Annotated in this window: 24 protein-coding genes; 13 read left to right on the top strand and 11 right to left on the bottom strand. The window is 65.3% G+C overall.

Annotation, left to right across the window (positions count from 1 at the left end; translation table 11 throughout):
• Positions 1–166: 166 nt before the first annotated feature.
• Positions 167–1,036, bottom strand: coding sequence for a MipA/OmpV family protein (locus DT070_RS13375; protein WP_122955845.1), 870 nt, complete (start codon positions 1,034–1,036; stop codon positions 167–169).
• Positions 1,037–1,176: 140 nt separating this feature from the next.
• Positions 1,177–2,127 carry a PHB depolymerase family esterase gene (locus DT070_RS13370; RefSeq protein WP_164483757.1) on the bottom strand — a complete coding sequence of 317 codons (951 nt, stop codon included), beginning with the start codon at positions 2,125–2,127 and terminating at the stop codon, positions 1,177–1,179.
• Positions 2,128–2,501: 374 nt separating this feature from the next.
• Here DT070_RS13370 and DT070_RS13365 point away from each other — a divergent pair, with 374 nt between their 5' ends.
• Together DT070_RS13365 and DT070_RS13360 are read left to right on the top strand one after the other, a co-directional pair.
• Positions 2,502–2,777 (top strand): hypothetical protein, encoded by a 276-nt coding sequence (locus tag DT070_RS13365; RefSeq protein ID WP_122955843.1) that lies wholly within the window; start codon positions 2,502–2,504, stop codon positions 2,775–2,777.
• Positions 2,778–2,804: 27 nt separating this feature from the next.
• Complete coding sequence (locus DT070_RS13360) at positions 2,805–3,014, top strand: oxidoreductase-like domain-containing protein (RefSeq protein ID WP_122955842.1); 210 nt, start codon at positions 2,805–2,807, stop codon at positions 3,012–3,014.
• Here DT070_RS13360 and DT070_RS13355 read toward each other — a convergent pair.
• Complete coding sequence (locus DT070_RS13355) at positions 2,975–4,243, bottom strand: diaminopropionate ammonia-lyase (protein WP_122955841.1); 1,269 nt, start codon at positions 4,241–4,243, stop codon at positions 2,975–2,977. The genes DT070_RS13360 and DT070_RS13355 overlap by 40 nt on opposite strands.
• A 22-nt stretch (positions 4,244–4,265) precedes the next feature.
• Entirely contained in the window at positions 4,266–5,429 is a 1,164-nt protein-coding gene (locus tag DT070_RS13350) for a M20 aminoacylase family protein (RefSeq protein ID WP_122955840.1), read from the bottom strand.
• A 169-nt stretch (positions 5,430–5,598) separates the two neighbouring features.
• On the opposite strand from DT070_RS13350, the gene DT070_RS13345 reads away from it, so the two are divergent.
• Positions 5,599–6,072 carry an Lrp/AsnC family transcriptional regulator gene (locus DT070_RS13345; protein ID WP_122955839.1) on the top strand — a complete coding sequence of 158 codons (474 nt, stop codon included), beginning with the start codon at positions 5,599–5,601 and terminating at the stop codon, positions 6,070–6,072.
• Between the two features lie 149 nt (positions 6,073–6,221).
• Here the strand turns inward: DT070_RS13345 and DT070_RS13340 are convergent, their stop codons facing one another.
• Together DT070_RS13340 and gshA are read right to left on the bottom strand one after the other, a co-directional pair.
• Positions 6,222–6,821 carry a chalcone isomerase family protein gene (locus tag DT070_RS13340; RefSeq protein WP_122955838.1) on the bottom strand — a complete coding sequence of 200 codons (600 nt, stop codon included), beginning with the start codon at positions 6,819–6,821 and terminating at the stop codon, positions 6,222–6,224.
• Between the two features lie 247 nt (positions 6,822–7,068).
• Positions 7,069–8,640: a glutamate--cysteine ligase gene (gshA, locus tag DT070_RS13335; RefSeq protein ID WP_122955837.1), complete on the bottom strand. Its 1,572-nt coding sequence runs from the start codon at positions 8,638–8,640 to the stop codon at positions 7,069–7,071.
• A 358-nt stretch (positions 8,641–8,998) separates the two neighbouring features.
• On the opposite strand from gshA, the gene DT070_RS21510 reads away from it, so the two are divergent.
• The gene (locus tag DT070_RS21510; RefSeq protein WP_194965919.1) at positions 8,999–9,790 is read left to right on the top strand and encodes a hypothetical protein; all 792 of its coding nucleotides are present in this window, start codon (positions 8,999–9,001) and stop codon (positions 9,788–9,790) included.
• A gap of 75 nt (positions 9,791–9,865) precedes the next feature.
• Positions 9,866–11,149, top strand: coding sequence for an MFS transporter (locus tag DT070_RS13325; protein ID WP_122955836.1), 1,284 nt, complete (start codon positions 9,866–9,868; stop codon positions 11,147–11,149).
• Positions 11,150–11,242: 93 nt separating this feature from the next.
• Here DT070_RS13325 and DT070_RS13320 read toward each other — a convergent pair whose 3' ends face one another.
• Positions 11,243–11,905: an alpha/beta hydrolase gene (locus DT070_RS13320; protein WP_122955835.1), complete on the bottom strand. Its 663-nt coding sequence runs from the start codon at positions 11,903–11,905 to the stop codon at positions 11,243–11,245.
• 166 nt (positions 11,906–12,071) lie between these two features.
• On the opposite strand from DT070_RS13320, the gene DT070_RS13315 reads away from it, so the two are divergent.
• Positions 12,072–12,308, top strand: coding sequence for a hypothetical protein (locus DT070_RS13315; RefSeq protein WP_122955834.1), 237 nt, complete (start codon positions 12,072–12,074; stop codon positions 12,306–12,308).
• A 2-nt stretch (positions 12,309–12,310) separates the two neighbouring features.
• Here the strand turns inward: DT070_RS13315 and DT070_RS13310 are convergent, their stop codons facing one another.
• Positions 12,311–13,087: a GDSL-type esterase/lipase family protein gene (locus DT070_RS13310; RefSeq protein WP_164483756.1), complete on the bottom strand. Its 777-nt coding sequence runs from the start codon at positions 13,085–13,087 to the stop codon at positions 12,311–12,313.
• Positions 13,088–13,103: 16 nt separating this feature from the next.
• Positions 13,104–13,508, bottom strand: coding sequence for a TspO/MBR family protein (locus DT070_RS13305; protein ID WP_122955832.1), 405 nt, complete (start codon positions 13,506–13,508; stop codon positions 13,104–13,106).
• A 133-nt stretch (positions 13,509–13,641) separates the two neighbouring features.
• Here DT070_RS13305 and DT070_RS13300 point away from each other — a divergent pair, with 133 nt between their 5' ends.
• The 3 genes from DT070_RS13300 to DT070_RS13290 all read left to right on the top strand — a co-directional run bounded on the left by DT070_RS13300 (position 13,642) and on the right by DT070_RS13290 (position 16,211).
• Positions 13,642–14,520 carry a PhzF family phenazine biosynthesis protein gene (locus tag DT070_RS13300; RefSeq protein WP_122955831.1) on the top strand — a complete coding sequence of 293 codons (879 nt, stop codon included), beginning with the start codon at positions 13,642–13,644 and terminating at the stop codon, positions 14,518–14,520.
• Positions 14,521–14,593: 73 nt separating this feature from the next.
• The gene (locus DT070_RS13295) at positions 14,594–15,037 is read left to right on the top strand and encodes a DUF4864 domain-containing protein (protein WP_122955830.1); all 444 of its coding nucleotides are present in this window, start codon (positions 14,594–14,596) and stop codon (positions 15,035–15,037) included.
• A gap of 118 nt (positions 15,038–15,155) precedes the next feature.
• A complete protein-coding gene (locus DT070_RS13290) occupies positions 15,156–16,211 on the top strand; it encodes a bifunctional 2-polyprenyl-6-hydroxyphenol methylase/3-demethylubiquinol 3-O-methyltransferase UbiG (RefSeq protein WP_122955829.1) in 1,056 nt (351 codons plus the stop codon).
• A gap of 101 nt (positions 16,212–16,312) precedes the next feature.
• Here the strand turns inward: DT070_RS13290 and norR are convergent, their stop codons facing one another.
• Positions 16,313–17,887 (bottom strand): nitric oxide reductase transcriptional regulator NorR, encoded by a 1,575-nt coding sequence (norR, locus tag DT070_RS13285; protein ID WP_122955828.1) that lies wholly within the window; start codon positions 17,885–17,887, stop codon positions 16,313–16,315.
• Positions 17,888–18,045: 158 nt separating this feature from the next.
• Between norR and hmpA the strand changes: the two genes are divergently transcribed.
• Both hmpA and DT070_RS13275 read left to right on the top strand, forming a co-directional pair.
• Positions 18,046–19,239: an NO-inducible flavohemoprotein gene (gene hmpA / locus DT070_RS13280; protein ID WP_122955827.1), complete on the top strand. Its 1,194-nt coding sequence runs from the start codon at positions 18,046–18,048 to the stop codon at positions 19,237–19,239.
• 235 nt (positions 19,240–19,474) lie between these two features.
• On the top strand, positions 19,475–19,915 hold the full coding sequence (locus DT070_RS13275; RefSeq protein WP_153976366.1) for a hypothetical protein: 441 nt from the start codon (positions 19,475–19,477) through the stop codon (positions 19,913–19,915).
• Between the two features lie 26 nt (positions 19,916–19,941).
• Here the strand turns inward: DT070_RS13275 and DT070_RS13270 are convergent, their stop codons facing one another.
• Entirely contained in the window at positions 19,942–20,451 is a 510-nt protein-coding gene (locus DT070_RS13270) for a DUF1993 family protein (RefSeq protein WP_122955825.1), read from the bottom strand.
• 198 nt (positions 20,452–20,649) lie between these two features.
• On the opposite strand from DT070_RS13270, the gene argE reads away from it, so the two are divergent.
• Entirely contained in the window at positions 20,650–21,870 is a 1,221-nt protein-coding gene (gene argE / locus DT070_RS13265) for an acetylornithine deacetylase (RefSeq protein ID WP_122955824.1), read from the top strand.
• A 41-nt stretch (positions 21,871–21,911) separates the two neighbouring features.
• Positions 21,912–22,871 (top strand): tripartite tricarboxylate transporter substrate binding protein, encoded by a 960-nt coding sequence (locus DT070_RS13260; RefSeq protein WP_122955823.1) that lies wholly within the window; start codon positions 21,912–21,914, stop codon positions 22,869–22,871.
• Positions 22,872–22,881 lie beyond the last annotated feature (10 nt).

Raw genomic sequence — 22,881 nt, 5'->3', positions numbered from 1 at the left:
CCAGCTGCGCCAGATGAATTTTTTCACCAGGTAAGTCGGGTCGGTTTGCATGGTTCATGACTCCTTGAGGATGCCGGATCACCACTTCGGTGCAGGGCTGCGATCCGGCAGCAGCCCCGCAAGATTCACACCTGTTTCGTCCTCAAAAACAGATGTTTACAAGTGACTAAAAGCGGTAGAGATAGCCCACGCGCACGCCGGTCTGGCTGGAGCGCTCGACCAGCGGGCTGTCCTTGATGCTGGAGCCCAGCTGGGTGGTGCTCAGGTCCAGGAAGATGGTCTGCTTGGGCGCAATCGCATAGCCCACGCGCACGCCGGCTTCCAGATTCACCGCGGCGCCGCCCTGGTAGAAAGGCCGGCCTGCGCGCACCTCGGCGGCATTCACGCCGTAGTAGTACGAGACATATTTGTCGTCCAGCCGGGTGGCGGCCAGGCGGGGCGTGATGTCGAACGACCCGGCCTGGAAGCGGCGGTCCACCATCACCCTGAATTTGGTGCCCTTGCTGTTGCCCGAGGCATCGCCCAGCAACTCGGCCGACAGGTTGGCGATGTCGTTGCGCCAGACGGCCGCGCCGCCCAGCCAGATGCCGTCCTTGCGCTCGTCCATGCCGGCCAGGAAGGGCGAGTCGCCGGCTTCGTAGCCGTCCATCGAATAGCGGGCGCGCAAGCGGAAGGACACCGGGCCTGCGGACGGCAGCTTCACATCGATGCCGGGGCCGAAGATGCTGACCCATTTGTTTTCATAGGTGACCAGCGGGAGCGCCTTGGTCTCGTTGTCGATGCCGCGGTAGGGCTGCTTCTCGACACCCACGGCCAGGCCCAGGCCCCAGGCGGACTCCTCGCTGGCCGTGGACGACGGAGCCTGTGCGCGCGCCGGCTGCTGCGCAAAAGCCGCGAGCAGGAACAGCGAGAACAGCGGCAGCGGCGCGCGGGCAAGCTTGCCGGTGGACGCGGGCTTGCCGGTGGCTTTGCCGGCCGGCGGGGTGATGCGTGAGCGGGATTTGACGGTTTGGCGCGGTGCTTTGCTTGGGGTCATATTCAGGTTCTCCAGGTTAAAAAAGTAAAAAGGGTGAGCGTTAAAGGGTTGAAGGGATGAAGGGATGAAGGGATGAAGGGATGAAGGGATGAAGGGATGAAGGGATGAAGGGATGAAGGGGTGAAGGGGTGAAGGAAAAATCAAAGCCCGAAAAACTCGCAGGCCGCCTTGGGCGCGTCCAGTGCAGTGGTCTTGCGCCCCAGCAGGCGCGGCGCGCGGGCGTGGGGGTGCGGAATCACGTGGCCGCCGCCCAGCACCGAGTACAGGACGACCTTGGGCTCGCGGCCCGCGGTCCAGGTCTGCTTGACCACGCGTGTGGGGTCGGGGAAATCGCCGGGCCCCAGCTCCTGCGTCTGGGCCAGGTGGGCGCCATGGAGCCGGGCAAAGTGGTTGGCCGAGGCGCGGGCTGATTGCACCTCGCCGCGGTTGCCGAAACCGAACAGCGTCACGCGCCCGCCGTCATAGGGGTTGATGGGGTCGTCCGTGCCATTCACCAGCATGGTGGGCACCGCATGGCGCTGAGGTAGGGCCACGGCGTCTTCAGGTGTAGGGATATTGGCGGCGACTGCCGCGATAGCCGCAACACGCCCGGACGCCTCTTGCGCCAGGCGAAAGGCCATGTGGCCGCCGCCGGCGTAACCAAAGACGAACACGCGCTCTGCGTCTATCGCATAACCGGCCACCATGCTGTCGATGAGGGCGGCCATGAACGCGCTGTCGTCGATGCCGCGTGCACGCACCGCGTGGGGCGCCGCCTTGCGGCCGTCGTTCCAGTGCTTGCCGAAAGCGTTGGGGTAGGCCACGGCAAAGCGCCGCTGGCCGGCCAGGCGCTCAAAGGCAAAGCCGGTGGCCTTGCGCATGGCCTGCGCGTCCTGGCCCGAGCCGTGCAGAACGATCACCAGCGGCGCGCCCGGCCGCAGGTATTGGGGCGCGTGGACCAGGTAGGAGCGCTCTTGCCCGCCTACCGGCAAGGTATAGGCTGCCGTGTCAAACCCGGCATCGAGCGGCGCGCCCACCGGCGCATGCAGCCAGTAAAACGCCAGGCTGCCGGCCAGCACAAGCGTGAGCACCAGCGACAGGGCGGCAACCATGGGCAGCCCCGCCATCAGGCAACCAGCGCCGGCGGCACCGGCAAGTCCTGCGCAATGTTTCGATCCAGCATCTCCGGCCCTTTCAACAGCCTGCAAAGACGCATGACAAAACCGCTTTGTCATGCAATGGAGCGAATGGTGCCGGGGCGAATTTAAGGACTTGTTAGCGGTATTAAGAAATCGTTAAGCGTGCCGTCCGGCACCTACAGTTCGTGAAGCCTTACAGAGGCGGCGTGCCTGCCCGCAGCCCGATGTAGGACAATTGGGGATCACAACACCGCGTCCCTCGCGCGCCACATACCGGCTACGCTGCACTCGGCAGCGAACACCGCCAGCCGCCCACCGCGCCGCAAACCACCCCACACGAGCCTCTTATGCCGCTACCCCCTGCCCCCGAACAAAGACCCAATATCCCCGCCAGCCGGCTGGCCGCCTCGGCCCTGAAGGCCAACAACGAATTGCTCGTCAAGGGCGTGCTGTGCCTGCTGATAGGCGCAGGCGTGCTGGTGTCGCCCTACTTCATCACCTCGCCGGGCATGCAGTCCATCGTGGCGCGGTCGGCGCTGGTGGGTTGGTTTGCGGTGGTGCTGGGCGCGGCGTTTGTGGGCCTCTATGTGCGCCGGCGCATGGCCGTCGCCGCGAAGCCCTGACGCGCAACGCCGCTTTCCTCAAGGCCCATGTCCGAAAGCCTCACCGACCGCGACGCCGCGCTGGCGATGTTCAGCGCCCTGCAGCAACGCGCCGCTGCCGCCGGCATCACCCTGCGCGCGCCGCCCGCCGAGCCCGACAGCTGCTGCGGGCGAGGCTGCAACGGCTGCGTGTGGGAAGGCTGGTGGGGCGCAGTCGACTACTGGCGTGAGGAAGCGCTGCTGAAGCTGGAGCGTTGACCTGTCGGGCGGGCGTATTCAAGGCGCGCCAGCCAATCGGCTTGGGCCGCCAGCACGGACTGAGGTGAAAGGCCCGCCAGTTGTGCATACACGGCAGGCGCCGTGGCTCCCTCGGTGTTGATGAGCAGCACGCGTGAGTCGCTGTTCAAGCCGGTTTGCCGGCGCAGCTCTGGTGAAGCGGCCAGAGTATTCAAGGCCGCCAGCCCTGCGGCGCCTGATTCACCGCTGAGCACCGGCACGTCGCCGCCCTCCCCCGAAGCCAGGGTGCGCATGGCATCCACCGCCTGTTCGTCAGAGACGGTGATGAAAAAATCCACGGCTGGCTGAAGAAAGCGCCACGCCAGCGGCGAGGTTTCGCCGCAGGCCAGGCCAGCCATCACCGAGTCGACCGAGCCGGTGGCGGTCGCCGGGCGGCCCAGTTTCGCACTCTGGTAGAGGCAGTCGGCCTGCTCCGGTTCGACCACGATGAAGCCCGGCCGCTGCTCGCCGTAACGCTCCCAAAAGTAGCTCACCACGCCTGCGGCCAGACCGCCCACGCCGCCTTGCAGGATCACATGGGTGAAAGTTAAAGGAAGATCGGGCTCCAGCAGTTCGTCCACCATGGCGGCATACCCCTGCATCACATCGCGCGGAATCTCTTCGTAGCCTTCATAAGAGGTGTCGGACACCACCTGCCAGTCATTGGCCGCCGCCAGGCGGGCGGCTTCCTGCACGGACGCATCGTAGTTGCCAGTGATACGCACGATCTCGGCGCCCAGGGCGGTGATGGGCGCTTCGCGCTCAAGGCTGACATGCGCGTGCAGCACGATCACGCAGCGGCAGCCTACGCTCTGGGCGGCGGCGGCCAGCGCGCGGCCATGGTTGCCATCGGTGGCGCTGATGACCACAAAATCCTTCAAGTCCTGGGCATGGCGGCCGGCCAGCAGGTCTTCTGGTTTGAAGTCCTTGCCGGGCCAGCGGCGCATGATGAGGCGCAGCAAGGCGACCGGCGCACCCAGCACCTTGAAGCTGCCCAGCGGCGACCGCGCTGATTCATCCTTGACGCTAACCCGCCCGACCTGCAGGCGCTGCGCCAGGTGCGGCATTTGCCAGACGAGTGTGGCGCCTGGGTTGAGGACGGGCCAGTGCGAAAGCCAGCGCCGGCTTTCGCGCGCCTGGGCTATGTTCATGACTTGTTGCAGGGCCGCGTCATACGCGCTGCGCCGGGCAAACCGATTGTGGATCAGCATAAGAAGGCCTTTCGTGGCGGAATCAATTCGGCAAGCGGATGCGCGCGATCTCGGCAAAGTAGCGCGCGCCGATGGGCAGCAGGCTGTCGTTGAAGTCATAGCGCGCGTTGTGTAGTGGCGTGCCGCCCTGGGCGCAGGTTTCGCCGTTGCCGATGAATACAAAAGCGCCCGGCACAGCGCGAAGAAATGCGCCGAAATCTTCTGAAATCATCATGGGCTGCACATTGCCGTCCACCTTGTCGGTCCCGGCAATGGCCGTGGCCGCCGCCAGGGCGGTGGGCACACACTCGGCCCAGTTGACGGTCGGCGCGAATTCATGGGTGTACTCAAACACGCATTCGGCGCCGTGGGTGCTGCAGATGCCGATGCTGACTTCGCGCATGCGTTTTTCGAGCAGCGCCTGCACATCGGGCGAGTAACTGCGCGTGTCGCCCTTGATGATCACATTGGACGGTATGGCGTTGCGGATGCCGTCGGTGATGAATTCGGTGCACGAAATGACGGCCGGCAGACTCGGGTCCACCGAGCGCGAAACTATCGTTTGCAGCGCCAGCACGATCTCGGCGCCCACCACGATAGGGTCTACGCCCATGTGCGGGCGGGCGGCGTGGGTGCCGCGCCCTTTCACGTGGATGACGAAGTTGTCTTCGCTGGCCATGATGCCGCCGGTGCGCGTCGCAAAGCAGCCGGCGGGCAGGCCCGGCATGTTGTGCGCGCCATAGATTTCGTCGACCGGGAAGCGTTCGAACAGGCCGTCGTCCATCATGGCCTTGGCGCCCCGCCCGTGCTCCTCGGCCGGCTGGAAGATAAAGCGCACCGTGCCATTGAAATTGCGCCGTTCGCGCAACAGCCGGGCCGCGCCCAGCACCATGGTCATGTGGCCGTCATGGCCGCAGGCGTGCATGCGGCCCGGCGTCTGCGATGCGTAGGCCCGGCCTTCCGCCGCCTCGGTAATGGCCAGGGCGTCCATCTCGGCGCGCAGGCCGATCACGCCTTTACCCTCGCCCACCGTCAGGTTGGCCACCAAGCCGGTGCCACCGATGCCGCGGTGCACCTCCAGCCCCAACGCACTGAGCACGCTGGCCACGTAGTCGGCGGTGTGCACTTCCTCGAAGCCGGTTTCGGGATGGCGGTGCAGGTGGTGGCGCCAGCGCAGCAGTTGCGGCTCGAAATCAGAGAGAGTCATGAAGGGGCTCCGGTAGGTGTGGAGGGGTGATCCAATGGTTGATCTTAGGGAGCATGATTGAAAAAATTTATCGATTTGGTGCAGCATTTGAATGCTTTGACTCATCGCCAGAACTCTTTCGGGATAATTTCCCACTTCCTTCCTGTTTCATTCGCTTGTGAGGCCCCGCATGACCCTGGACCGGCTCGACACCCAGATCCTGAACCTGCTGCAGCAGGACGCGACCGTGCCGCTGCGCACGCTGGCCGAACAGGTGCACGCCTCAGCCGCCACCTGCCAGCGGCGCATTGCCCAGCTCAAGGCCAGCGGGGTGCTGCTCAAAGAGGTGGCCATCGTCGACCGGCTTCGCGTCGGCCGGCCTTTGACGGTATTCGTCTCGGTGGAGCTGGACAAGCAGAACGATGCGCTGCTGCGCAACTTCGAAAAGAAGATGGCGGCCGAAGGCGATGTGATGGCCTGCTACGAAGTCTCCGGAGAATTCGACTTCCTGCTGATCGTCAACTCGGCGTCGATGGAGCGCTACCACACGTTCACGCGCGAGGTGTTTTCCTCCAGCAACAACGTGCGCAATTTCAAGAGCACCTTCGCCATGAACTGTTCCAAATTCGAAACAAAGATACCGCTGGAAGAACCTGAGGCGTGATGACCAGGCAGGCCGAGGCGGCTCCAGACCCTGCCTGAGGCCTCCGGCCGCATCGCGGTTGCTCCTGATTTGATAGCTACCAGCCCAGGCAGATACTTTGCTGGCGGGCTATTTCATTCATAAGCCCGGCGCGACACCGGAATGGACGCTCAGGCGGCTCGGCCAAGCAAGGCGTTTTTCAGCACGCCGTCTGCCGGCTGCGGGCCCAGCCACAGGCGCAGCATCACACCAAAAGCTTCGGGTTCGCGAAAGGGCTCGCCCTGCAATTGGCCGTTGATGCGGATGGCCGTGCCCAGCCCGGGCTGCCAGTCGATCTGGAAGCTGTCGCCAGCGGCCAGCCGTTGTTGCCCGCCCAGTATTTCGCCGAGGCGAAACAGCATGGGCGCCAGCCGCGAAAGCTCTTCGTCGCTGGCATTGGCTACCATGCCGCGCGCCAGCAAGTCGCCCATCTCGGCGGCGCCGGCATCACGCAGCATGACCACACGCAGCTGTTTGGCAGCGCCATTGCGCCACACCGCGTCGGGCGTGGCGAGTTTCTGGTCGAGGTAAAGGCCCGCGGCGTAGAGCCCGCCCACGCCCTGCGTGCGGACACCCGCGCCGTTGAGCTGCAGCGTGGCCGCGCCGGCCTGCAGCGTGGGCTGCCACGCGACGCCGGGCTGTTCAGGTTCTGCCGCCTGCAAGGGCGCGCAGGCAAACAAAAGGGGCAGCGCACATGACAGGGCCAGCGTGGTGAAAGAAAGATGCTTCATACATGCCTTTGACGTGCAGAGCAGGAGCGCTCTGAAGAAAGGCTAACAGTGCGCTCACGCCGGAATTAGGGTGTGCACTCTGTCATCAGGGTTTCATCTTTGGCTGCATGGCGCAGCGCGCGCGGCCGATGTCAGTCCGGCGTCAGGCGGTGCACCAAACGTGTACGGCAAACATCAACGATGTGGGTGCTAGCCCCGCCTGCGCACCAGCAGCGCGCCGTTTTTAAAACCGACGCACCGTCGTGAATCAGATCGCGACAGCCTCGCGGCCGGGCATGCCCAGGCGCTCAGCCGACACGTACTGTTGCCGGTAGACCTCAAACGGCATGGTGTCCGAGGCTTCGATCTTTTTTTGCTCCTGGATGGAGGTTTCCGTCAGGGTGGCAAAGTGCGCAAGCTGCTCTGCCGCCAGCGGCTGGGCCTGCAGGACGGCTTGCGTTTTCAGGGACTGCGCGCGGGCAAAGCCGACGAAGGAGTTGTCGTGCCCGGAGGCCATGGCCGCCAGCACGCGGGCCGAGGGCAAGGTCGACGGATCCAGCAGCGCGGCGCTGGCCGCGGTAAGGGTGTCGCTGTAGAGCGTGCCGCCGTGCGCGGCGTCCAGGGCGGCTGCGATGGGCGCGCACTGGGCGACGACTTCGGCGCCCCAGCCGGTCAGCGTGACTTCCTGCCCGCCGCGCTTGAGCTTCAGGCCCGGCTCGCGGCCGCGCGCGGCCGTCTGGTGCTGGTTGTGCTTGAGCTCGGCGATTTCCTGCGGTGTGTCCCTGGGGCTGTCGCTGAGCAGGCAGTGCAGCAAAAACACATCGAGAAAACGCATGGTCTGCGCGTTGATGCCGACCGTCTCGAACGGGTCCAGGTCCATCAGGCGCACTTCGATGTATTCAACACCGCGCTCGCGCAGCGCATGCAGCGGGCGCTCGCCGGGGAAGATCACGCGTTTGGGGCGGATGGTGCCGTAGAACTCGTTTTCAATCTGCAGCAAGGTGGTGGCCAGCTGGTTGTAGTCGCCCCCCGGGTTGCGGATGCCGACGGCCTCGTAAGCCGGGTACGGGCGCGTCAGCGCGTCCTGCAGCGAGCCGCCGTAGCCATCCAGGCTGTTGTAGCTCACGGCGAGCGAGGCCTGCGCATCGCTCTGGTAGCCCAGGCGCCCCATGCGCAGCGAGGTGCCGTGCGGCATATACATGGTGCCGCTGTTCAGGGTCTGCAGCTCGTGCTGGCGGCCGGCGACGAAGGACGAACACACGGCGGGCGAGGCGCCAAAGAGGTACAGCAGCAAAAACGCCTGGCGGCGGAAATTGCGGATCAGCGCAAAGTACTGCTCGCTGGTCACGCCCGGCAGCGACCAGTTGTAGTGGATGCCCGAGATCGTCTGCATGCGCCGGCCGTAGCGGTGCGACAGGCCCATGCGGTAGACGCTCTTGGCGCGCCCGACGTTGGACGAGCCGAAGCGGGCGATGGGAATGGTTTCGTCGGTCGGCAGGCCGCAGGGCATGCTGGAGACCCAGAGCATCTCGTCGCCCAGCGCCTTCATGGTGCTGTAGGTGAACTGGTGCAGCTCGGTCAGCTCCTGCAGGGCGGCTTCGGGGCTGGTGTGCGCGCCGGTCACCAGCTCGACCTGCGATTCGCTGAAGTCGGTGGTGATGCTGGGGTGTGTGAGGGCCGAACCCAGGGCGGCCGGGTGCGGCGTGAGGGCCAGGCCGCCGCCGGGCTGGGCGCGCAGGCTTTCTTTCTCGATGCCGCGGCGCATGCCCTGGAGCCGGGCCGGGGTGAGCGCTTTCAGGCGGTCCTGTAGCGGGCCCGCAGGCGCCTGCAACTTGGTCATATCGTCATTCCCCCAGAGTCTTGAATTGGCGTGGAAGTTATCACAGCACGGCGCTTTGCGCTGGCGCCCCGGGGCTTGCCAGCACAGTCCGGAAGGGGTCTGGCGGCGTCCGCCTGCACGTCGGTGGGATTTGGGCCATACGCCTCTTTTTTATGCACAAATCCACACTTTAGTCTTTTGATTGTGGAAAGCGAGCGACGCGAACGGGTGAACTTGCAGAAACGACCTTGACTTGTCTGATGACCTGAACGACGATAAAAAACATTCAGTAACACATTGGCTTTTGGTCTTCAGCCTCGTCAAACAACCCAGTTTGAGAGGCGCGCGGCCAAAGGAAATGTCAGAACCCGCACCCAAAATGAAAAATTTGATAGCCAGCCTGTTCGGCGGGCCTGCCAGGCAGGCGGTGTCCACACGCCCTCCGGTCTCGAGCCGGGACAACCCCCTGACCATTGAAGACGGCTCGGACAACGCCACCCGCCGCCAGCTGGTGCAGGTGCTGCTGCGCGATGCGCTGCGCAAATACGGCATTCCGCCGCGCTGGATCGACTGCCAGATGATGGTGGTGTCCAGCCGCAGCCGCGGCCCCGGCATGTATGTGCGGCTGGTGGTGCGCCAATGGGACGACCGGCTGCTGAATTACGCCCACGCCTTCCAGACCGCGCTGATGGTGGAAATCACCCGCTTCGAGCCCCAGGCCTCCCTGTGGCTGCACGGCATTTCATGGCAGCTGGAAGTGGCCGACACCTGCCCCTACAAAACCATGCCCGAGAAAACCTTCTGGGCCGACCCGGCCAGGACTATGCCCGTGGCGCCGCGGATGTCGCCCATGGCCGCACCGGCTGCCGCGCCGGTTGCGCCTGTGCCGATGGCCCCGTCCGCAGCATTCACCGCACGCCAGGCAGCGCTGGCCCCCGCGCCCATGAGCGCCGCCACGGCAGCCGCCGCAGCGGCGCCCATCATTGCGGCGCTGGGCCAAATGCAGGCGCCGGCGCAAGCCGCAGCCGCGCCCCGCGCTGCAGCGGCCCCCGACAACGACGCGATGAAAGACCTTGAAAGCCTGTTCAGGATCCGCGACCAGGAACTCAGCAAAGGCGGCGACGCCGGCCCGGCCGTCGGCTACGAGTCGACCCAGCCCTCGCCGCTTTAAGCTCTCTCCCGGCCTTCGGGCCTCAACCCGGCCCGCATCGGCAAGGCAGAAGGCGCTGGTGTACGCTTGGCGCCCATGAGCCCACCCGCCTCCACCACGGCGCCTGCCGCCTCCCCGGATCCCTCTTCACTCGCCGACTCGCGTTATGCCGTGATGCGGCTGCTCGTCACGCTGGCGCTGATGACCGTGGGCGCCAGCGGCATGTATGTGGTGGCCGTGGTGATGCCCGCGGTGCAGGCCGAGTTCGGCGTCTCGCGCGCCGACGCCTCCATGCCCTACACGCTCTCGATGATCGGCTTCGGGATAGGCGGCGTGCTGATGGGCCGGCTGGCCGACCGCTTCGGCGTGATGGTGCCGCTGCTGATTGGCGCGGCCGGCCTGGGCCTGGGTTTTGTGCTGGCGGCCATGTCCAGCAACATCTGGATGTTCTCGCTGGCGCACGGCCTCTTCATCGGCTTTCTGGGCTCGGCCTCCACCTTTGCGCCGCTGCTGGCCGACACCTCGCTGTGGTTTGTGCGCCGGCGCGGTTTTGCGGTGGCGGTGTGCGCCAGCGGCAACTACCTGGGCGGCGCGATCTGGCCGCCCATCGTGCAGCACTTTGTGGAAACCGTCGGCTGGCGGCAAAGCTACCTGGCCCTGGGCCTGTTCAGTTTTGTGGCGATGACCGCGCTGGCGCTGTTGATGCGCAAACGCCCGCCTGTGGCCGTGGCCTCCGCCGTGGGAAGCAGCGGCGCCGCGGCGACGATCAGCAGCATGCCTTTTGGCCTGAGCGTGGGCAAGGCGCAGCTGCTGCTGTGCGTGGCCGGTGTGGCCTGCTGCGTGGCAATGGCCATGCCGCAGGTGCACATCGTCTCGTACTGCACCGACCTGGGCTACGGCGCCGCGCGCGGCGCCGAAATGCTGTCGTTGATGCTGGCCTGCGGCGTGGTGAGCCGGCTGGTGTCGGGCGCGATCTGCGACCGCATCGGCGGGCTGCGCACGCTGCTGCTGGGCTCGGTGTTGCAAGGCATCGCGCTGCTGCTGTTCCTGCCGTTTGACGGGCTGGTGTCGCTGTACCTGATTGCGGCGCTGTTCGGCCTGTTCCAGGGCGGCCTGGTGCCGGCCTACGCCATCATCGTGCGTGAGTACTTTGAGCCCGCCGAAGCCGGCGCGCGCGTGGGCACCGTCATCATGGCCACCTTGCTGGGCATGGCGCTGGGCGGCTGGATGTCGGGCAAGGTGTTTGACCTGACGGGGTCCTACCAGGCGGCGTTCGTCAACGGCATTGCCTGGAACCTGCTGAACTTCAGCATCGCGTTTTTCCTGCTGTGGCGCGTGCGGAAAATGGCACGGGGCGTGCCGGCCGGGCAAGCGGCCTGAACCGGCCGCGCAGGATCCGCAGGCAAGTTGCTATATTTTTGATAGCTAAAAGCCAAGGCGGATCCTGGGCTGGAGGCACTTTTTATATAAATCTCAGGCCAGCACGCGCTGCAGCCATTCTTCAAGATCTGCCACTTCTTCGGGGCATACCGAGTGCTCCATCCGGTATTCATGCCAGTCGACCTGGTGGCCCATGGCGGTGAGCGCGTCGCGCGAGGCGGTGGCGCGCGGCAGGATCACCACGCCGTCGTGCGTGCCGTGGGCCAGAAAGATCGGCGTGTCTTTGCTGGCGGCGCTGCGCTCGGCAGCCGTCTTGTCGGCCAGCGGCAGGTAGCCCGACAGCCCGGCAATGCCGGCCAGGCGTTCTTGATGGCGCAGGCCCGTCATCAGCGCCATGGCGCAGCCTTGCGAAAAGCCCGCCACCACAATTTTGCGGGCCGGGATGCCGCGCGACTTTTCATGTTCGATCAGCGCGTCGATTTCAAGCTGCGACTTGCGCAAGCCGGCTTCGTCCTGGCGCGTCACCAGGTCGGCGCCCAGCAGGTCGTACCAGGCGGGCATGACATAGCCGCCGTTGATGGTGACGGGGATCTGCGGCGCATTGGGAAACAGCCAGCGCACCGGCCCCACGCCGCTCAGGTCGATCTGCTCGGCAAACGGCAGGAAGTCGCGCCCGTCCGCGCCCAGGCCGTGCATGATGATGATGGTGGCGACAGGGTTCTCGCCCGTCTGGGCTTCGATGACTTGGAGGGACATGCGGTGATCCGGTGAGGATGGATGAATGGAAGAAAACAGGGGAGGCCGGGGGCCATGCGGGATTTTAGGCGGTGGCTCCATGGGGCGGGCAAGCGCCCTTGCAGCCCCGCACCGTGTGGGCTAGTATTTTCAGGTCAGCATTTTCTGACGCGTGCCGGAGATTCCCATGAAGTTCCTCATCGCCGCCGTGGCACTTGCCACATCTTCACTGGCCTTTGCCCACAACTGCCCCAACGAGATGAAGGCGATCGACGCCAAACTCGCGACCAGCCCCAAACTGTCGGCCGCCGACATGACCAAAGTCAAAGAGCTTCGCGCCGACGGCGAAAAGTTTCACAAGGAAGGCAAGCACGACGACTCCATGAAAGCGCTGGGTGGCGCCAAGAAGCTGCTCGGTATCTGAACTCAGCCTTGGCGGCGCAAAGCCGCCAGCCGGTTTGAAAAATCCGCCTGCTGGTTGAGTTCGTTTAACCACAGGCGGTAGCCCGCATCGCTGGGGTGCAGCCCATCCTTGGCGTTGAGTTCATCCGGCCGCTGGGCAAAGGGGTCTTGTTCCTTGTCCTTGTACAGGTTCACATACAGCGCGCCGTTGTCTTTGGCGGCCTCGCGCACAAAGCCGTGCAGGACCTGCGAGCGTTTCGTCATCCACCACGACCACGGCGCAAAGAAAAAGGGCGCATTGCCCACATTGCCGCTGGGCATCATCACCACCAGGCCGGCATGGGTGCGCGCCAGCTCGGCGGTGCGGGCGATGTCCTGCTCCAGCGTCTCGTAGCGTGTGAGGCGGATCACGTCGTTGCCGCCGCCCAGCACCAGGATGGCGTCAAACCGCTGGTCGCCCAGGGCGTTCAGTTGCCCCGCGATGTCGGCAAACTTTGCACCGTCTTTGGCGCGGTTGGTGATCTTCAGCCGCGGGTGCGCCTGCCCGATCAGGCCGGCCACGCTGTTGGCCGGCGACGACGCCCCGGTGCCGACGGCCGTGCTGTCGCCCACCACCAGCAGGCTGGCGGCGGCGCCGGCGGGAGAGGCTTCAAAGGGTTCGCTCTGGCGCGCCAGCTCGGCCGACTGGCGGATACGCCAGACGGCGCAGCCTGAGGTGGTCAACACGGCGAGCGCGGCGATCAGTGCGATGGCGGGCAGCATGCGCGGGCGTTGCGGCAAGTGAGTGTGGGTGGGTGGCATGGGCGTATCCAGGTGATTAACGGTTCAGCCAGGTGATGCTGAGCTGCAGCACGGTGGCAAACGCCACCCAGAGCAGGTAAGGAATGTTGGCCAGCGCCACCCAGCGCACGCGCCGCCAGATGGCCGCCATGGCCCACACCAGCGTGCCCAGCACCAGCAGGATGTCCACGCTGGCCAGCATGTTGTTCTTCAGGCCGAACTGGATGGGCGTGTAGGCCAGGTTGAACACCAGGTTCAGGATGAAGGGCAGCAGCACGCTGAAAGGCAAACGGCGTTTGAGTGTTTGCAGCAGCACATAGCCGAAGCTGACGGCGATGACGACATAGAGCACCGTCCACACCGGGCCGAAGACGGAAGCCGGTGGTGCAAAGAACGGTTTGGCGAGTTGCGCGTACCACGCGGCGCTGCTGGTGCTGTCCATGAATGAGGCCGGCGAATGGCCGGAAAAGAAGTGGGGATGGCTTTTTGTACCATCGTCCCGGCGCCGGCCCGGGCTGCAAGCGCTGATACACAGGTAGGACGCCGCCGCGATAATCCGCTGAAGGAGCCCCTTGATGACCCCCTCTCCCCTGCACGGCCTCAGCTACTACCAGGTCGACGTCTTCACCCATGAAGCGCTGGCCGGCAACGGCCTGACGGTGTTCCTGCCCGACAGCCCGCTGCCCGCCCGCGTGATGCAGCGCCTGACCATCGAGATGCGGCAGTTCGAGAGCATTTTTTTGACGCCCGACGGCCCCGGCGCCCGTTTTGAGGCGCGCATCTTCACGATGGAAGAAGAGCTCGACTTCGCCGGCCACCCGCTGCTGGGCGCGGCGGGCCTGCTGCATCACCTGCAGGCACCGCAGCAAACCGATGCCGAATGGACGCTGATGCTGGGCACGCGCGCCGTCCAGCTCACCACCACGCGGCATGAAGGCAAACCCGGCACCTACGAGGCCAGCATGAACCAGGGCGTGGCCAGCTTCCAGCCCGCCCTGAGCCGCGCCGACAGCCGGCCGTTTCTGGCTGCGCTCAACCTGGAAGAGTCGCAACTGGATGTGCGTTTTCCGCTGCAGGTGGTGTCGACCGGCCTGCCCTACCTGCTGGTGCCGGCAGCCGGCGGCCTGGAGCACGCCAGGATCGTGCACCCTGATTTCGAGGCGCTGCTGGCCACGGTGGGCGCCAAATTTGCCTACGTGCTGGATGTGGCGGCGCGCGAAGGCCGCACCTGGGACAACGCCGGGCTGGTCGAAGACATCGCCACCGGCAGCGCCGCCGGTCCGGTGGGCGCTTACCTGCGGCAGCACCGCGCGGCGGCCATGGCCGAAACCATCACGCTCAAGCAGGGCCGCTTTGTCGGCCGCCCCAGCAAAATCACGGTCGCGGCCAATGCTGCGGGCGAAATGCGGGTCAGCGGCGGTGTCGTGGTGCTGGCGCGCGGCGAGTTCCTGTAGGCCGCACATCCAGCAGCCGCGTCACCGCGTATCTTCAATACCTGTGTTCATCCATCCGCAAAGAGTGACCCCCATGACCGCCTCCCCCGCCCGCCACCTCACACGCCTCTTGATTGCGCTGTGGCTGCTCTGCATGGCGATGGCGGCCAGCGCAGCGCCCCTGACGGCTGCCGACGAAAAAAACGTGCGCGCCGTGGTGCAGTCCCAGCTGGACGCGTTGGCCAAAGATGACGCGGCCAAGGCCTTTTCTTTTGCCGCACCCAATGTGCGCAAGGCCGTGGGAACGGCCGATGCCTTTATCGCGATGGTGCGCCGCGACTACCCGGTGGTGTACCGGCCCGCCTCCGTCGCCTTCCTGAAACCGGAGGGCAAGGACGGCCAGGTGATCCAGCGCGTGCAGATGTCCGACGCGCAGGGTACGTCGTGGCTGGCGGTCTACAGCCTGCAACAGCAAGGCAACAAGGCCTGGCGCATCACCGGCTGCATGGTGGTCGAAAACAAGGGCCGCATGGCGTGATGCCCGGCCCAGCGGCGTAAGCGCCGGATACGCACACTTACAGCGGGTTACCCCGTGCGCCGCAGCGGCGGGCTAAGGTGCTTGCAGCGCCGCTCTGCGGCATTCCCCGGACACCTCCATGCACCTTCCCGCCAGTTCCCTGGAACTTGAACTCCATCGCCTGCCGCTTGAGCCGGCCTCGCTGCTGCGCAGGGGCGGCGTGCAGGCGCAGTCCCAGGCGCAGCCGCTCCAGGGCCTGGCGCACCCGCACGCGTCGGCGCTGAAAACCCGCACGCAATGCCCGGCCTGCCTGTCGGCCTCTTTGTCGGTGGTGTATGAGGAACCCTACACCGGCAAGGGCATGCAGGCCTACCTGGCCAGGCACTACGAAGGCCATGCCGGCGCGGCGGCCGATGGCGGTGTGTACGCACTCGCCCGATGCAACAAATGCAGCCTGGTGTTTCAGCGGCAGGTGCCTGAGGGCGCCCTGCTGGAAGAAATCTACAACAGCTGGGTGCCGGGGACCGAGCTGGAGCGCGAGCACCGCAACTACAGCCTGGACGAATACCGCTACCTGGCCGAGCAGGTGCAGTTCATCATCCAGCACTTCGGGCTTGCGCCGGGCGAGCTCGATGCGCTGGACTTCGGCTTCGGCTGGGCGCACTGGTCCAAGATGGCCATGGGCTTCGGCTGCAATGTGTGGGGCGTGGAACTGTCTGAAGAACGCGCCCGCCACGGCCGCTCGGCCGGCCTGCGCGTCGTCGGCCTGGGCGACCTGCCGGCCCGGCGCTTTCGTTTCATCAACACCGAGCAGGTCTTTGAGCACCTGACGGAGCCGCGGCTGGTGCTGGAAAAACTGCGCGACGCGCTGTCGGGCGACGGCATCATCAAGATCAGCGTTCCCAACGCAGTGGGCGCGCTGAAAAAAATCAACGAGGGGAAAAATTTCGGCGCGCTTTCAGTGAACGACCAGATGCCAATCGCCCCGCTGGAACACATCAACGCCTTCAGCCATGCGTCGCTGGTGGCCTTCGGCAAGGAGTTCGGCCTGAAGCCTTTGCGCCCCTCGCTGTACCGCCTGTTCAACAGCGCGTCAGGCCTGATGCAGCCCAAAAACCTTGCGCGGGTGATTGCGCGGCCTTTTTACCGGCACGTCTTCCCGCGCACGACGTTTGTGTATTTTGTGCGCGGCTAGGTGCGCTGGCGCCCCGGAAATTGCTATTAATTTAATAGCTAAAGGCCAAGTCACCGCCTTGGCTACAGCCTCTTTTTCCTTAAATTTCCCGAATCAACGCTTCACGGCTCCCGCAGCCCCAGCCGCCGGGCCAGGCGCACCAGGTTGGCCCGGTGCAGGCCCAGCTCGCGCGCGGCTGAGGCCCAGTTGTTCTGGTGGCGCGCAAGGCTGGCCTCAATGCGTTGGCGCTGGTGCGCGTCGGTGGAGGCGCGCAGGTCCATCGGCAACGCAACTTCTGCCGCAGCGGCGGCGCCGGCCTGCAGCACCCTGCCGGCCGCGGCCTTGCCCGGCAAATCCAGGTGCACGGCCGTCAACGTGACGATGCGCGGGCGCCTGGCCAGGCCCGACAGCGCCTTGAGCGCGCTGCGGCCTATCAGGTGCTCCAGCTCACGCACATTGCCGGGCCAGCCGTGCGCCAGCAGCGCGGCCTGCGCGCCGGCATCCAGCCGCAGGCTGCCCAGGCCGAGGCGCGAGCGGTTCTGCTCCAGGAAATAGCCGGCCAGCAAGAGCACGTCGTGCCCGCGTTCGCGCAGCGGCGGCACCACCAGCGGGTAGACGCTGAGGCGGTGGTAAAAATCCGCCCGGTAGCGCCCGGCGCGTACCTCTTCGGCCAGGTCGCGGTTGGTGGCGGCAATCACACGCACATCCACCTTGTGCTCACGGTCGGAGCCCAGGCGCTGCAGCTGGCCGTTTTGCAGCACGCGCAGCAGCTTGGCCTGCACCGCGAGCGAAAGCTCGCCGACTTCATCCAGGAACAAGGTGCCGCCGTCGGCCAGCTCGAACTTGCCGCGCCGGTCTGCCACGGCGCCGGAGAACGCGCCGCGCACATGGCCGAAGAGTTCGCTTTCGACCAGCGTCTCGGGCAGGGCCGCGCAGTTCAGGCTGATGAGCGGGCGCGCAGCGCGCGGCGAGGCGGCATGCAGCGCCTGCGCCACCAGCTCTTTGCCGGTGCCGGTCTCGCCGGTCACCAGCACCGTGAGTTCGCTGTTGCCGACGATGGCGATTTCTTCGAGCAGGCGCTGGTGCGCGCCGCTTTGCCCCATGAGCGCGGCCGGCCCGTGCTCACCGGCCAGCGCGCGCCAGGTGTCGGCGCGCTGGCGTTCGTCTTCCACCCGCGAGGCCAGGCGGTCAATGCGTTCGGCCACGCTGACCGTCGCGGCCGCCAGGCTGGCAAAGGCCTGCAGGTCGCCGAGGTCTACCTTGGAAAAGCGCTCGCGGTCCAGCGCGTCAATCGTCAACACGCCCCAAGGCTTTTCGTGGCTTTCGCCCAGTTGCACCGGGCAGCCCATGCAATCGTGCACTTCCAGATGCCCCTGCAAGCCCTCGACCAGGCCGTCGTACGGGTCGGGCAGCTCGCTATCGACAGGAAAGCGGGTCGGCCCGTCGGCGGCCAGCAGCAGGCGAAAGCGCGGGTGCTCGGACACCTTGAAACGCCGGCCCAGCGCATCGCTGCTCAGGCCGTTGACGGCCAGCGGCACCAGCCAGTCGCCCTCCAGCCGCAGCAGCGCCGCCGCATCGCAGGGCAGCAAGGCGCGCATGGTGTCCAGCAGGCGCCGGTAACGCTCGCTGTCGGGCACTTCCCGGGAGAGGTCGTCAATCAGCGCCACCAGCGCCTGCATCATGCGGTTTTCGATCATTTTGATTCCATCAGGATCATTTTGACTTGTTAAGGTGAGAATCTTTTTGACTTCATTTAAACACAAGTGGTTGATCTATATGGAATTTTCCGGTGGCACAAGTCTTGAATAAGAAGAGGCAGCAATCCGCTTCAACCTTGTAGTGAAAGAACCCCGCCATGCTCACCGACTCGCAACGCGCCATCATCAAGTCCACCGTTCCGCTGCTCGAAAGCGGCGGGGAAGCGCTGACCACGCACTTCTACAAAATCCTGCTGGACGAGCATCCGGAAGTGCGCCCCTTCTTCAACCAGGCCAACCAGGTCAGCGGCGACCAGCCGCGTGCGCTGGCCAACGGGGTGCTGATGTACGCGCGGCACATCGACAAGCTGGAGGCGCTGGGCGGGCTGGTCTCGCAAATCATCAACAAACATGCCTCGCTGCAGATCGAGCCGAAGTACTACCCGGTGGTGGGCGCCTGCTTGTTGCGGGCGATCCGCGAAGTACTGGGCGCCGGCATCGCGACCGACGAGGTGATCGCGGCCTGGGGCGTGGCCTACGGGCAGCTGGCCGACATCCTGATCGGCGCCGAAGAAAAAATCCACGCCGCCAGCGCAGCCGCGCCCGGCGGCTGGCGCGGTGCGCGGCGCTTTCGGGTGGTGCGCAAGGCGCCTGAAAGCGCCGAGATCACCTCTTTTTACCTGCAGCCGGAGGACGGCGGTGCGATCGTGGCCTTCCGGCCCGGCCAGTACCTGGGCTTGCGCCTGGTGGTGGACGGCGAGGAAATCCGCCGCAACTACTCGCTCTCGGCCGCGCCCAACGGCCGCGACTACCGCATCAGCGTCAAACGCGAAACGGGCGGCATCGCTTCCGGCTTTTTGCACGAGCGGGTGCTCGAAGGTGACGTTGTGGACGTGTTCCCACCCGCCGGCGAATTTGTGCTGGCCGACAGCGACAAACCGCTGGTGCTGATCAGCGGCGGCGTCGGCATCACGCCGACGCTGGCCATGCTGGACGCTGCACTGCAAGGCGCCAGGCCGGTCCATTTCATCCACTTCGCACGCAATCGCAAGGTGCATGCGTTTCGCGAGGCGGTCGATGCGCGCCAGGCCCAACACGCGCAGCTCAAACGCTTTTATGTGTACGACGAACACACCGGCGATCACACCGACGACAGCGACGCGCCGCACGCCACAGGCCGGCTCAGCAGCGAACAGCTGGCGCAGTACCTGCCGGCCTCGCGCGATGTCGATGCCTACTTCCTCGGTCCCAAGCCCTTTATGCGGCAGCTTCGCAGGCAACTGCTGGAGCTGGGCATCCCGCCGGCGCAAACGCGCTACGAGTTTTTTGGTCCTGCTTCAGCGCTGGAATAGCCCCCCCCAGACCGGGCAACCAAGCCCGCCGGATCATCTGTACCTAATTGTTACAAGCCTGACGTCAAACGCTCGCGGGTTTCATGAAAAAGTACCGCTTTGAGAGGGACGGCCATCTTGACCGGAGGGCCCGCATCGCCGACATTGTTAACACTTTGTAACATTCATGCAGGCGACGGCCGCGGCAGCAAATGCCCGGCCCCGGCGGCTGCAAACAAGCGATCCGGGTACTTCCATGAAACTACAACAGCTGTTTGGGGTGAAAAACCAGGCCAACCCTGCCCCCGCGTTGGCACCCGATTCCGGCCGCAGCCTTCCGCCTGAGGAAACCTCGCCCATCGTGGTGCGGCGGCAGTTGATCCAGGTCCTGCTGCGCGACACCGCGCGCCGGGCCGGCATCCCGGCCGACTGGCTGGATTGCCAGATGCTGATGACCTCGAGCGCGTCGGGCAACGAAGGCATGTACGTGCACATCATCATGAAACACTGGGACATACGCATGCTGACGTACGCGGCCGCATTCCAGAAGGCGCTGATGGTCGACATCATGCGTTTTGAGCCGCGTGCCAATGAATGGCTGCACGGCATTTCATGGCAACTGGACGGCGGCGACAGCTGCCCCCACAAGGACCTGCCCGACCCCACCCTCTGGCGGCGCCCGCCGGGCAGCCACTAGCCGAGCCCGGTCCGCGCGCCGACGGCTCAATACGTGCCGATGTAGTCCTTCTTGCCCACTTCCACGCCGTTGTGGCGCAGGATGGCGTACGCCGTCGTGGTGTGGAAGAAAAAGTGCGGCAGGCCGTAGTTGAGCAAGTACGACTGGCCGGTAAAACGCTTTTCCTTGGGCGTGCCGGCTTGCGTCACGATCTCGCGCACGGCTGCGTCATCAAACTTCCCCGCGTCCAGCCCTTCGATAAAAGCCAGGATGGTGTCGATGCGCGCCTGCAGTTCGGCAAACGTCGTTTCCTTGTCTTCGATCTTGGGCACTTCCACACCGGCCAGACGGGCCGACACGCTCTTGGCGAAATCGGTGGCCACCTGCACCTGGCGCAGCAGGGGGAACATGTCGGGGAAAAGGCGCGCCTGCAACAGCGCGTTCGGGTCGATGTTTTTGGCGGAAACGTGGGCCTCCGCCTTGGCCAGTACGCCCTTCAGGCCGCCCAGCATCTGCTTGAAAACGGGGATGGAGGTGGTGTAGATGCTGCTGGTCATGGAATGCTTTCGGTAGAAAAATGGGGAGTGGACGGGCACGGCGCAGTGCACGCGGCCCGCATGCATTCTCGCCGCGTTGCGCCCTTGGCGCACCGCCCCGCGCCGTGCGGCGCAAAATAGTAAGCTGTCATACAATTTTCTTGCGACTGCGCCTGCTGTTTTGCCCGTCCCCGCCGTCGCCCCCACAAAGGCCCCACCATGAACGCCCCCCTCCCCACCGCCACCCGCAGCGCCGTACAGGCCGCCGACCTGGCCGCCCTGCCGCTGATTGAAAAATGGGTCTCTTTTGCTTCTGTCTCGCGCGACAGCAACCTGCCCCTTCTCGACTGGACGCAGGCCCGGCTGGAAGCACTGGGCATTGAATGCCGGCGCACCTACGACGACAGCGGCAAGAAAGCCAACCTGTGGGCCACGCTGCCCGCCGAAAACGGCGAAACCAAAGTGGGCGGCCTGGTGCTGTCGGGGCACACCGATGTGGTGCCGGTCGACGGCCAGCCCTGGAACACCGACCCCTTCAAGGCCGAGGTCATAGGCGACAAGCTGTACGGCCGCGGCGTGACCGACATGAAGAGCTACGGCGCCACCGCGCTGATGATGGTGCCCGAGCTGCTCAAGCGAAAACTCAAGCGCCCGGTGCACCTGGCCTTCAGCTACGACGAGGAAGTCGGCTGCATCGGCGTGCGCCGCCTGATCGCCGACATGGTGGACCAGGGTTACAAACCCGCCGGCTGCATCGTGGGCGAGCCTACCGGCATGCAGGTGGTGATTGCGCACAAGGGCAAGCATGCCTACAAGACTTCGGTGCGCGGCTTTGAGGCGCATTCGTCGCTGACGCCGCTGGGTGTCAACGCGGTCGAGATCGCCTGCGAGTTTGTCGCCAACCTCAAATCCATGCACAAGCGCCTGGTGAAGGAAGGCCCGTTCGACCCGATCTATGACGTGCCGCACACCACCATTCACACCGGCGTGATTGCCGGCGGCACCGCGCTCAACATCATCCCGCGCGACTGCGATGTGACCTGGGAGATCCGCCACCATCACATGAATTCGCCGGTAGAGCTGTTCAATGAAGCGAAAGCGTTTGCCGACAGCCTTATCCCGGCCATGCAGGCGGTCGCTGCCGATACCGGCATCACGCACAAGCTCAACTCGGTGCTGCCCGGCTTTGCCACCGACGCGGACAGCGAGATCGCGCAGCTGTGCTTCAAGTGTGCGGATGTCGATGCCAGCTCGGGCGCGGGCAAGGTTTCGTTTGGCACGGAAGCTGCATTGTTCCACCAGGTCGGTGTGCCGACCATCGTGTGCGGCCCCGGCCACATCGCGCAGGCACACCAGCCCAATGAATGGGTCACGCTCGATCAACTCGCCTGGTGCGAACGCTTTATGCGCCGCCTGGCCGATGAGATCTGCGTGAACTGAACCTCACTGAAACAACCACCACCTTCACCGAAAGACTATTCATGATGCAACGCAGAGATTTCCTGGGCAGCGGCCTGGCACTTGCCGCAGGCGGCGCCCTGGCGCAGGCCAATCCCAAGATCGCACGCATCGTGGTGCCTTTCGCGCCGGGCGGCGTGCAGGATTTGCTGGCACGCGCCATGTCTACCGAACTCGGCGTGGCGCTGGGCCAGACCGTCATCATTGAAAACCGGCCCGGCGCCGGCGGCACCGTGGGCACAGGCTATGTCGCCAAATCGGCGCCCGACAGCGGCGCCATGGTGCTGGGCGCGGCCAGCCACAACATTGCCGGCACGCTCTACACCAAGCTGGCCTACGACCCGCAAAAAGACTTCGCGCCCATGGCGCACATCGGCACCGCCGACTATGTGCTGATGATCCACCCCGACGTGCCGGCCAAAACCGCCGCCGAGTACATCCGCTACGCCAAGGCCAACCCCGGCAAGCTGAACTACGCCACGGCGGGTGTCGGCAGCGCCACACACCTGTCCATGGCCTACTTCAACGGGCTGGCCGGCATCGACGTGGTGCATGTGCCGCTCAAGGCCACGGGCGAGGCCATCAATGAAGTGATCTCGGGCCGCGCGCAGGCCGTGATCGCGGCCAGCATTGGCGCGCTGGCCTTTGCCAAAGACAGCCGCATCCGCCTGATCGGCGTGACCTCGCCCAAGCGCTCCAAATACCTGCCCGACGTGCCGACCATTGCCGAAAGCGGCCTGCCCGGCTACCAGTTCGATTCTTGGTTCGGCCTGCTGGGCCCCGCCGCCACGCCGGCGGCCGAGATCAACCGTGTCAACGCGGCCATGGCCAAGGTGTTGAAGGATCCGGTGGTGCTGGAGCGCCTGGACAAACAAGGCATCGAACCGCTGGCCATGAACAACGCCGACTTCGCCAAGCTGCTGGCGGTTGACTACAAGCGCATGGCTGAAGTGGTGAAGGCTTCCGGCGCCAAGGTCGAATAGTTTTTTCCGG

Origin of the sequence: Polaromonas sp. SP1 (genome assembly GCF_003711205.1) — a bacterium.
Classification (GTDB): Bacteria; Pseudomonadota; Gammaproteobacteria; order Burkholderiales; family Burkholderiaceae_C; genus Polaromonas.
The sequence above is the reverse complement of the archived record's forward strand: the minus strand, read 5'-3'. Positions and strand labels throughout refer to the sequence as shown.

Bases quoted from the DNA above. Each gene is read 5' to 3' on its own strand.
- DT070_RS13310 (WP_164483756.1), bottom strand. From the start codon at position 13,087: ATGCCACCCACCCACACTCACTTGCCGCAACGCCCGCGCATGCTGCCC.
- DT070_RS13275 (WP_153976366.1), top strand. From the start codon at position 19,475: ATGAAACTACAACAGCTGTTTGGGGTGAAAAACCAGGCCAACCCTGCC.
- DT070_RS13270 (WP_122955825.1), bottom strand. From the start codon at position 20,451: ATGACCAGCAGCATCTACACCACCTCCATCCCCGTTTTCAAGCAGATG.
- DT070_RS13305 (WP_122955832.1), bottom strand. From the start codon at position 13,508: ATGGACAGCACCAGCAGCGCCGCGTGGTACGCGCAACTCGCCAAACCG.
- DT070_RS13345 (WP_122955839.1), top strand. From the start codon at position 5,599: ATGACCCTGGACCGGCTCGACACCCAGATCCTGAACCTGCTGCAGCAG.
- DT070_RS13350 (WP_122955840.1), bottom strand. From the start codon at position 5,429: ATGACTCTCTCTGATTTCGAGCCGCAACTGCTGCGCTGGCGCCACCAC.
- DT070_RS13370 (WP_164483757.1), bottom strand. From the start codon at position 2,127: ATGGTTGCCGCCCTGTCGCTGGTGCTCACGCTTGTGCTGGCCGGCAGC.
- gshA (WP_122955837.1), bottom strand. From the start codon at position 8,640: ATGACCAAGTTGCAGGCGCCTGCGGGCCCGCTACAGGACCGCCTGAAA.
- DT070_RS13320 (WP_122955835.1), bottom strand. From the start codon at position 11,905: ATGTCCCTCCAAGTCATCGAAGCCCAGACGGGCGAGAACCCTGTCGCC.
- DT070_RS13340 (WP_122955838.1), bottom strand. From the start codon at position 6,821: ATGAAGCATCTTTCTTTCACCACGCTGGCCCTGTCATGTGCGCTGCCC.
- DT070_RS21510 (WP_194965919.1), top strand. From the start codon at position 8,999: ATGAAAAATTTGATAGCCAGCCTGTTCGGCGGGCCTGCCAGGCAGGCG.
- argE (WP_122955824.1), top strand. From the start codon at position 20,650: ATGAACGCCCCCCTCCCCACCGCCACCCGCAGCGCCGTACAGGCCGCC.
- DT070_RS13360 (WP_122955842.1), top strand. From the start codon at position 2,805: ATGTCCGAAAGCCTCACCGACCGCGACGCCGCGCTGGCGATGTTCAGC.
- DT070_RS13300 (WP_122955831.1), top strand. From the start codon at position 13,642: ATGACCCCCTCTCCCCTGCACGGCCTCAGCTACTACCAGGTCGACGTC.
- norR (WP_122955828.1), bottom strand. From the start codon at position 17,887: ATGATCGAAAACCGCATGATGCAGGCGCTGGTGGCGCTGATTGACGAC.
- hmpA (WP_122955827.1), top strand. From the start codon at position 18,046: ATGCTCACCGACTCGCAACGCGCCATCATCAAGTCCACCGTTCCGCTG.
- DT070_RS13295 (WP_122955830.1), top strand. From the start codon at position 14,594: ATGACCGCCTCCCCCGCCCGCCACCTCACACGCCTCTTGATTGCGCTG.
- DT070_RS13375 (WP_122955845.1), bottom strand. From the start codon at position 1,036: ATGACCCCAAGCAAAGCACCGCGCCAAACCGTCAAATCCCGCTCACGC.
- DT070_RS13315 (WP_122955834.1), top strand. From the start codon at position 12,072: ATGAAGTTCCTCATCGCCGCCGTGGCACTTGCCACATCTTCACTGGCC.
- DT070_RS13290 (WP_122955829.1), top strand. From the start codon at position 15,156: ATGCACCTTCCCGCCAGTTCCCTGGAACTTGAACTCCATCGCCTGCCG.
- DT070_RS13355 (WP_122955841.1), bottom strand. From the start codon at position 4,243: ATGCTGATCCACAATCGGTTTGCCCGGCGCAGCGCGTATGACGCGGCC.
- DT070_RS13260 (WP_122955823.1), top strand. From the start codon at position 21,912: ATGATGCAACGCAGAGATTTCCTGGGCAGCGGCCTGGCACTTGCCGCA.
- DT070_RS13365 (WP_122955843.1), top strand. From the start codon at position 2,502: ATGCCGCTACCCCCTGCCCCCGAACAAAGACCCAATATCCCCGCCAGC.
- DT070_RS13325 (WP_122955836.1), top strand. From the start codon at position 9,866: ATGAGCCCACCCGCCTCCACCACGGCGCCTGCCGCCTCCCCGGATCCC.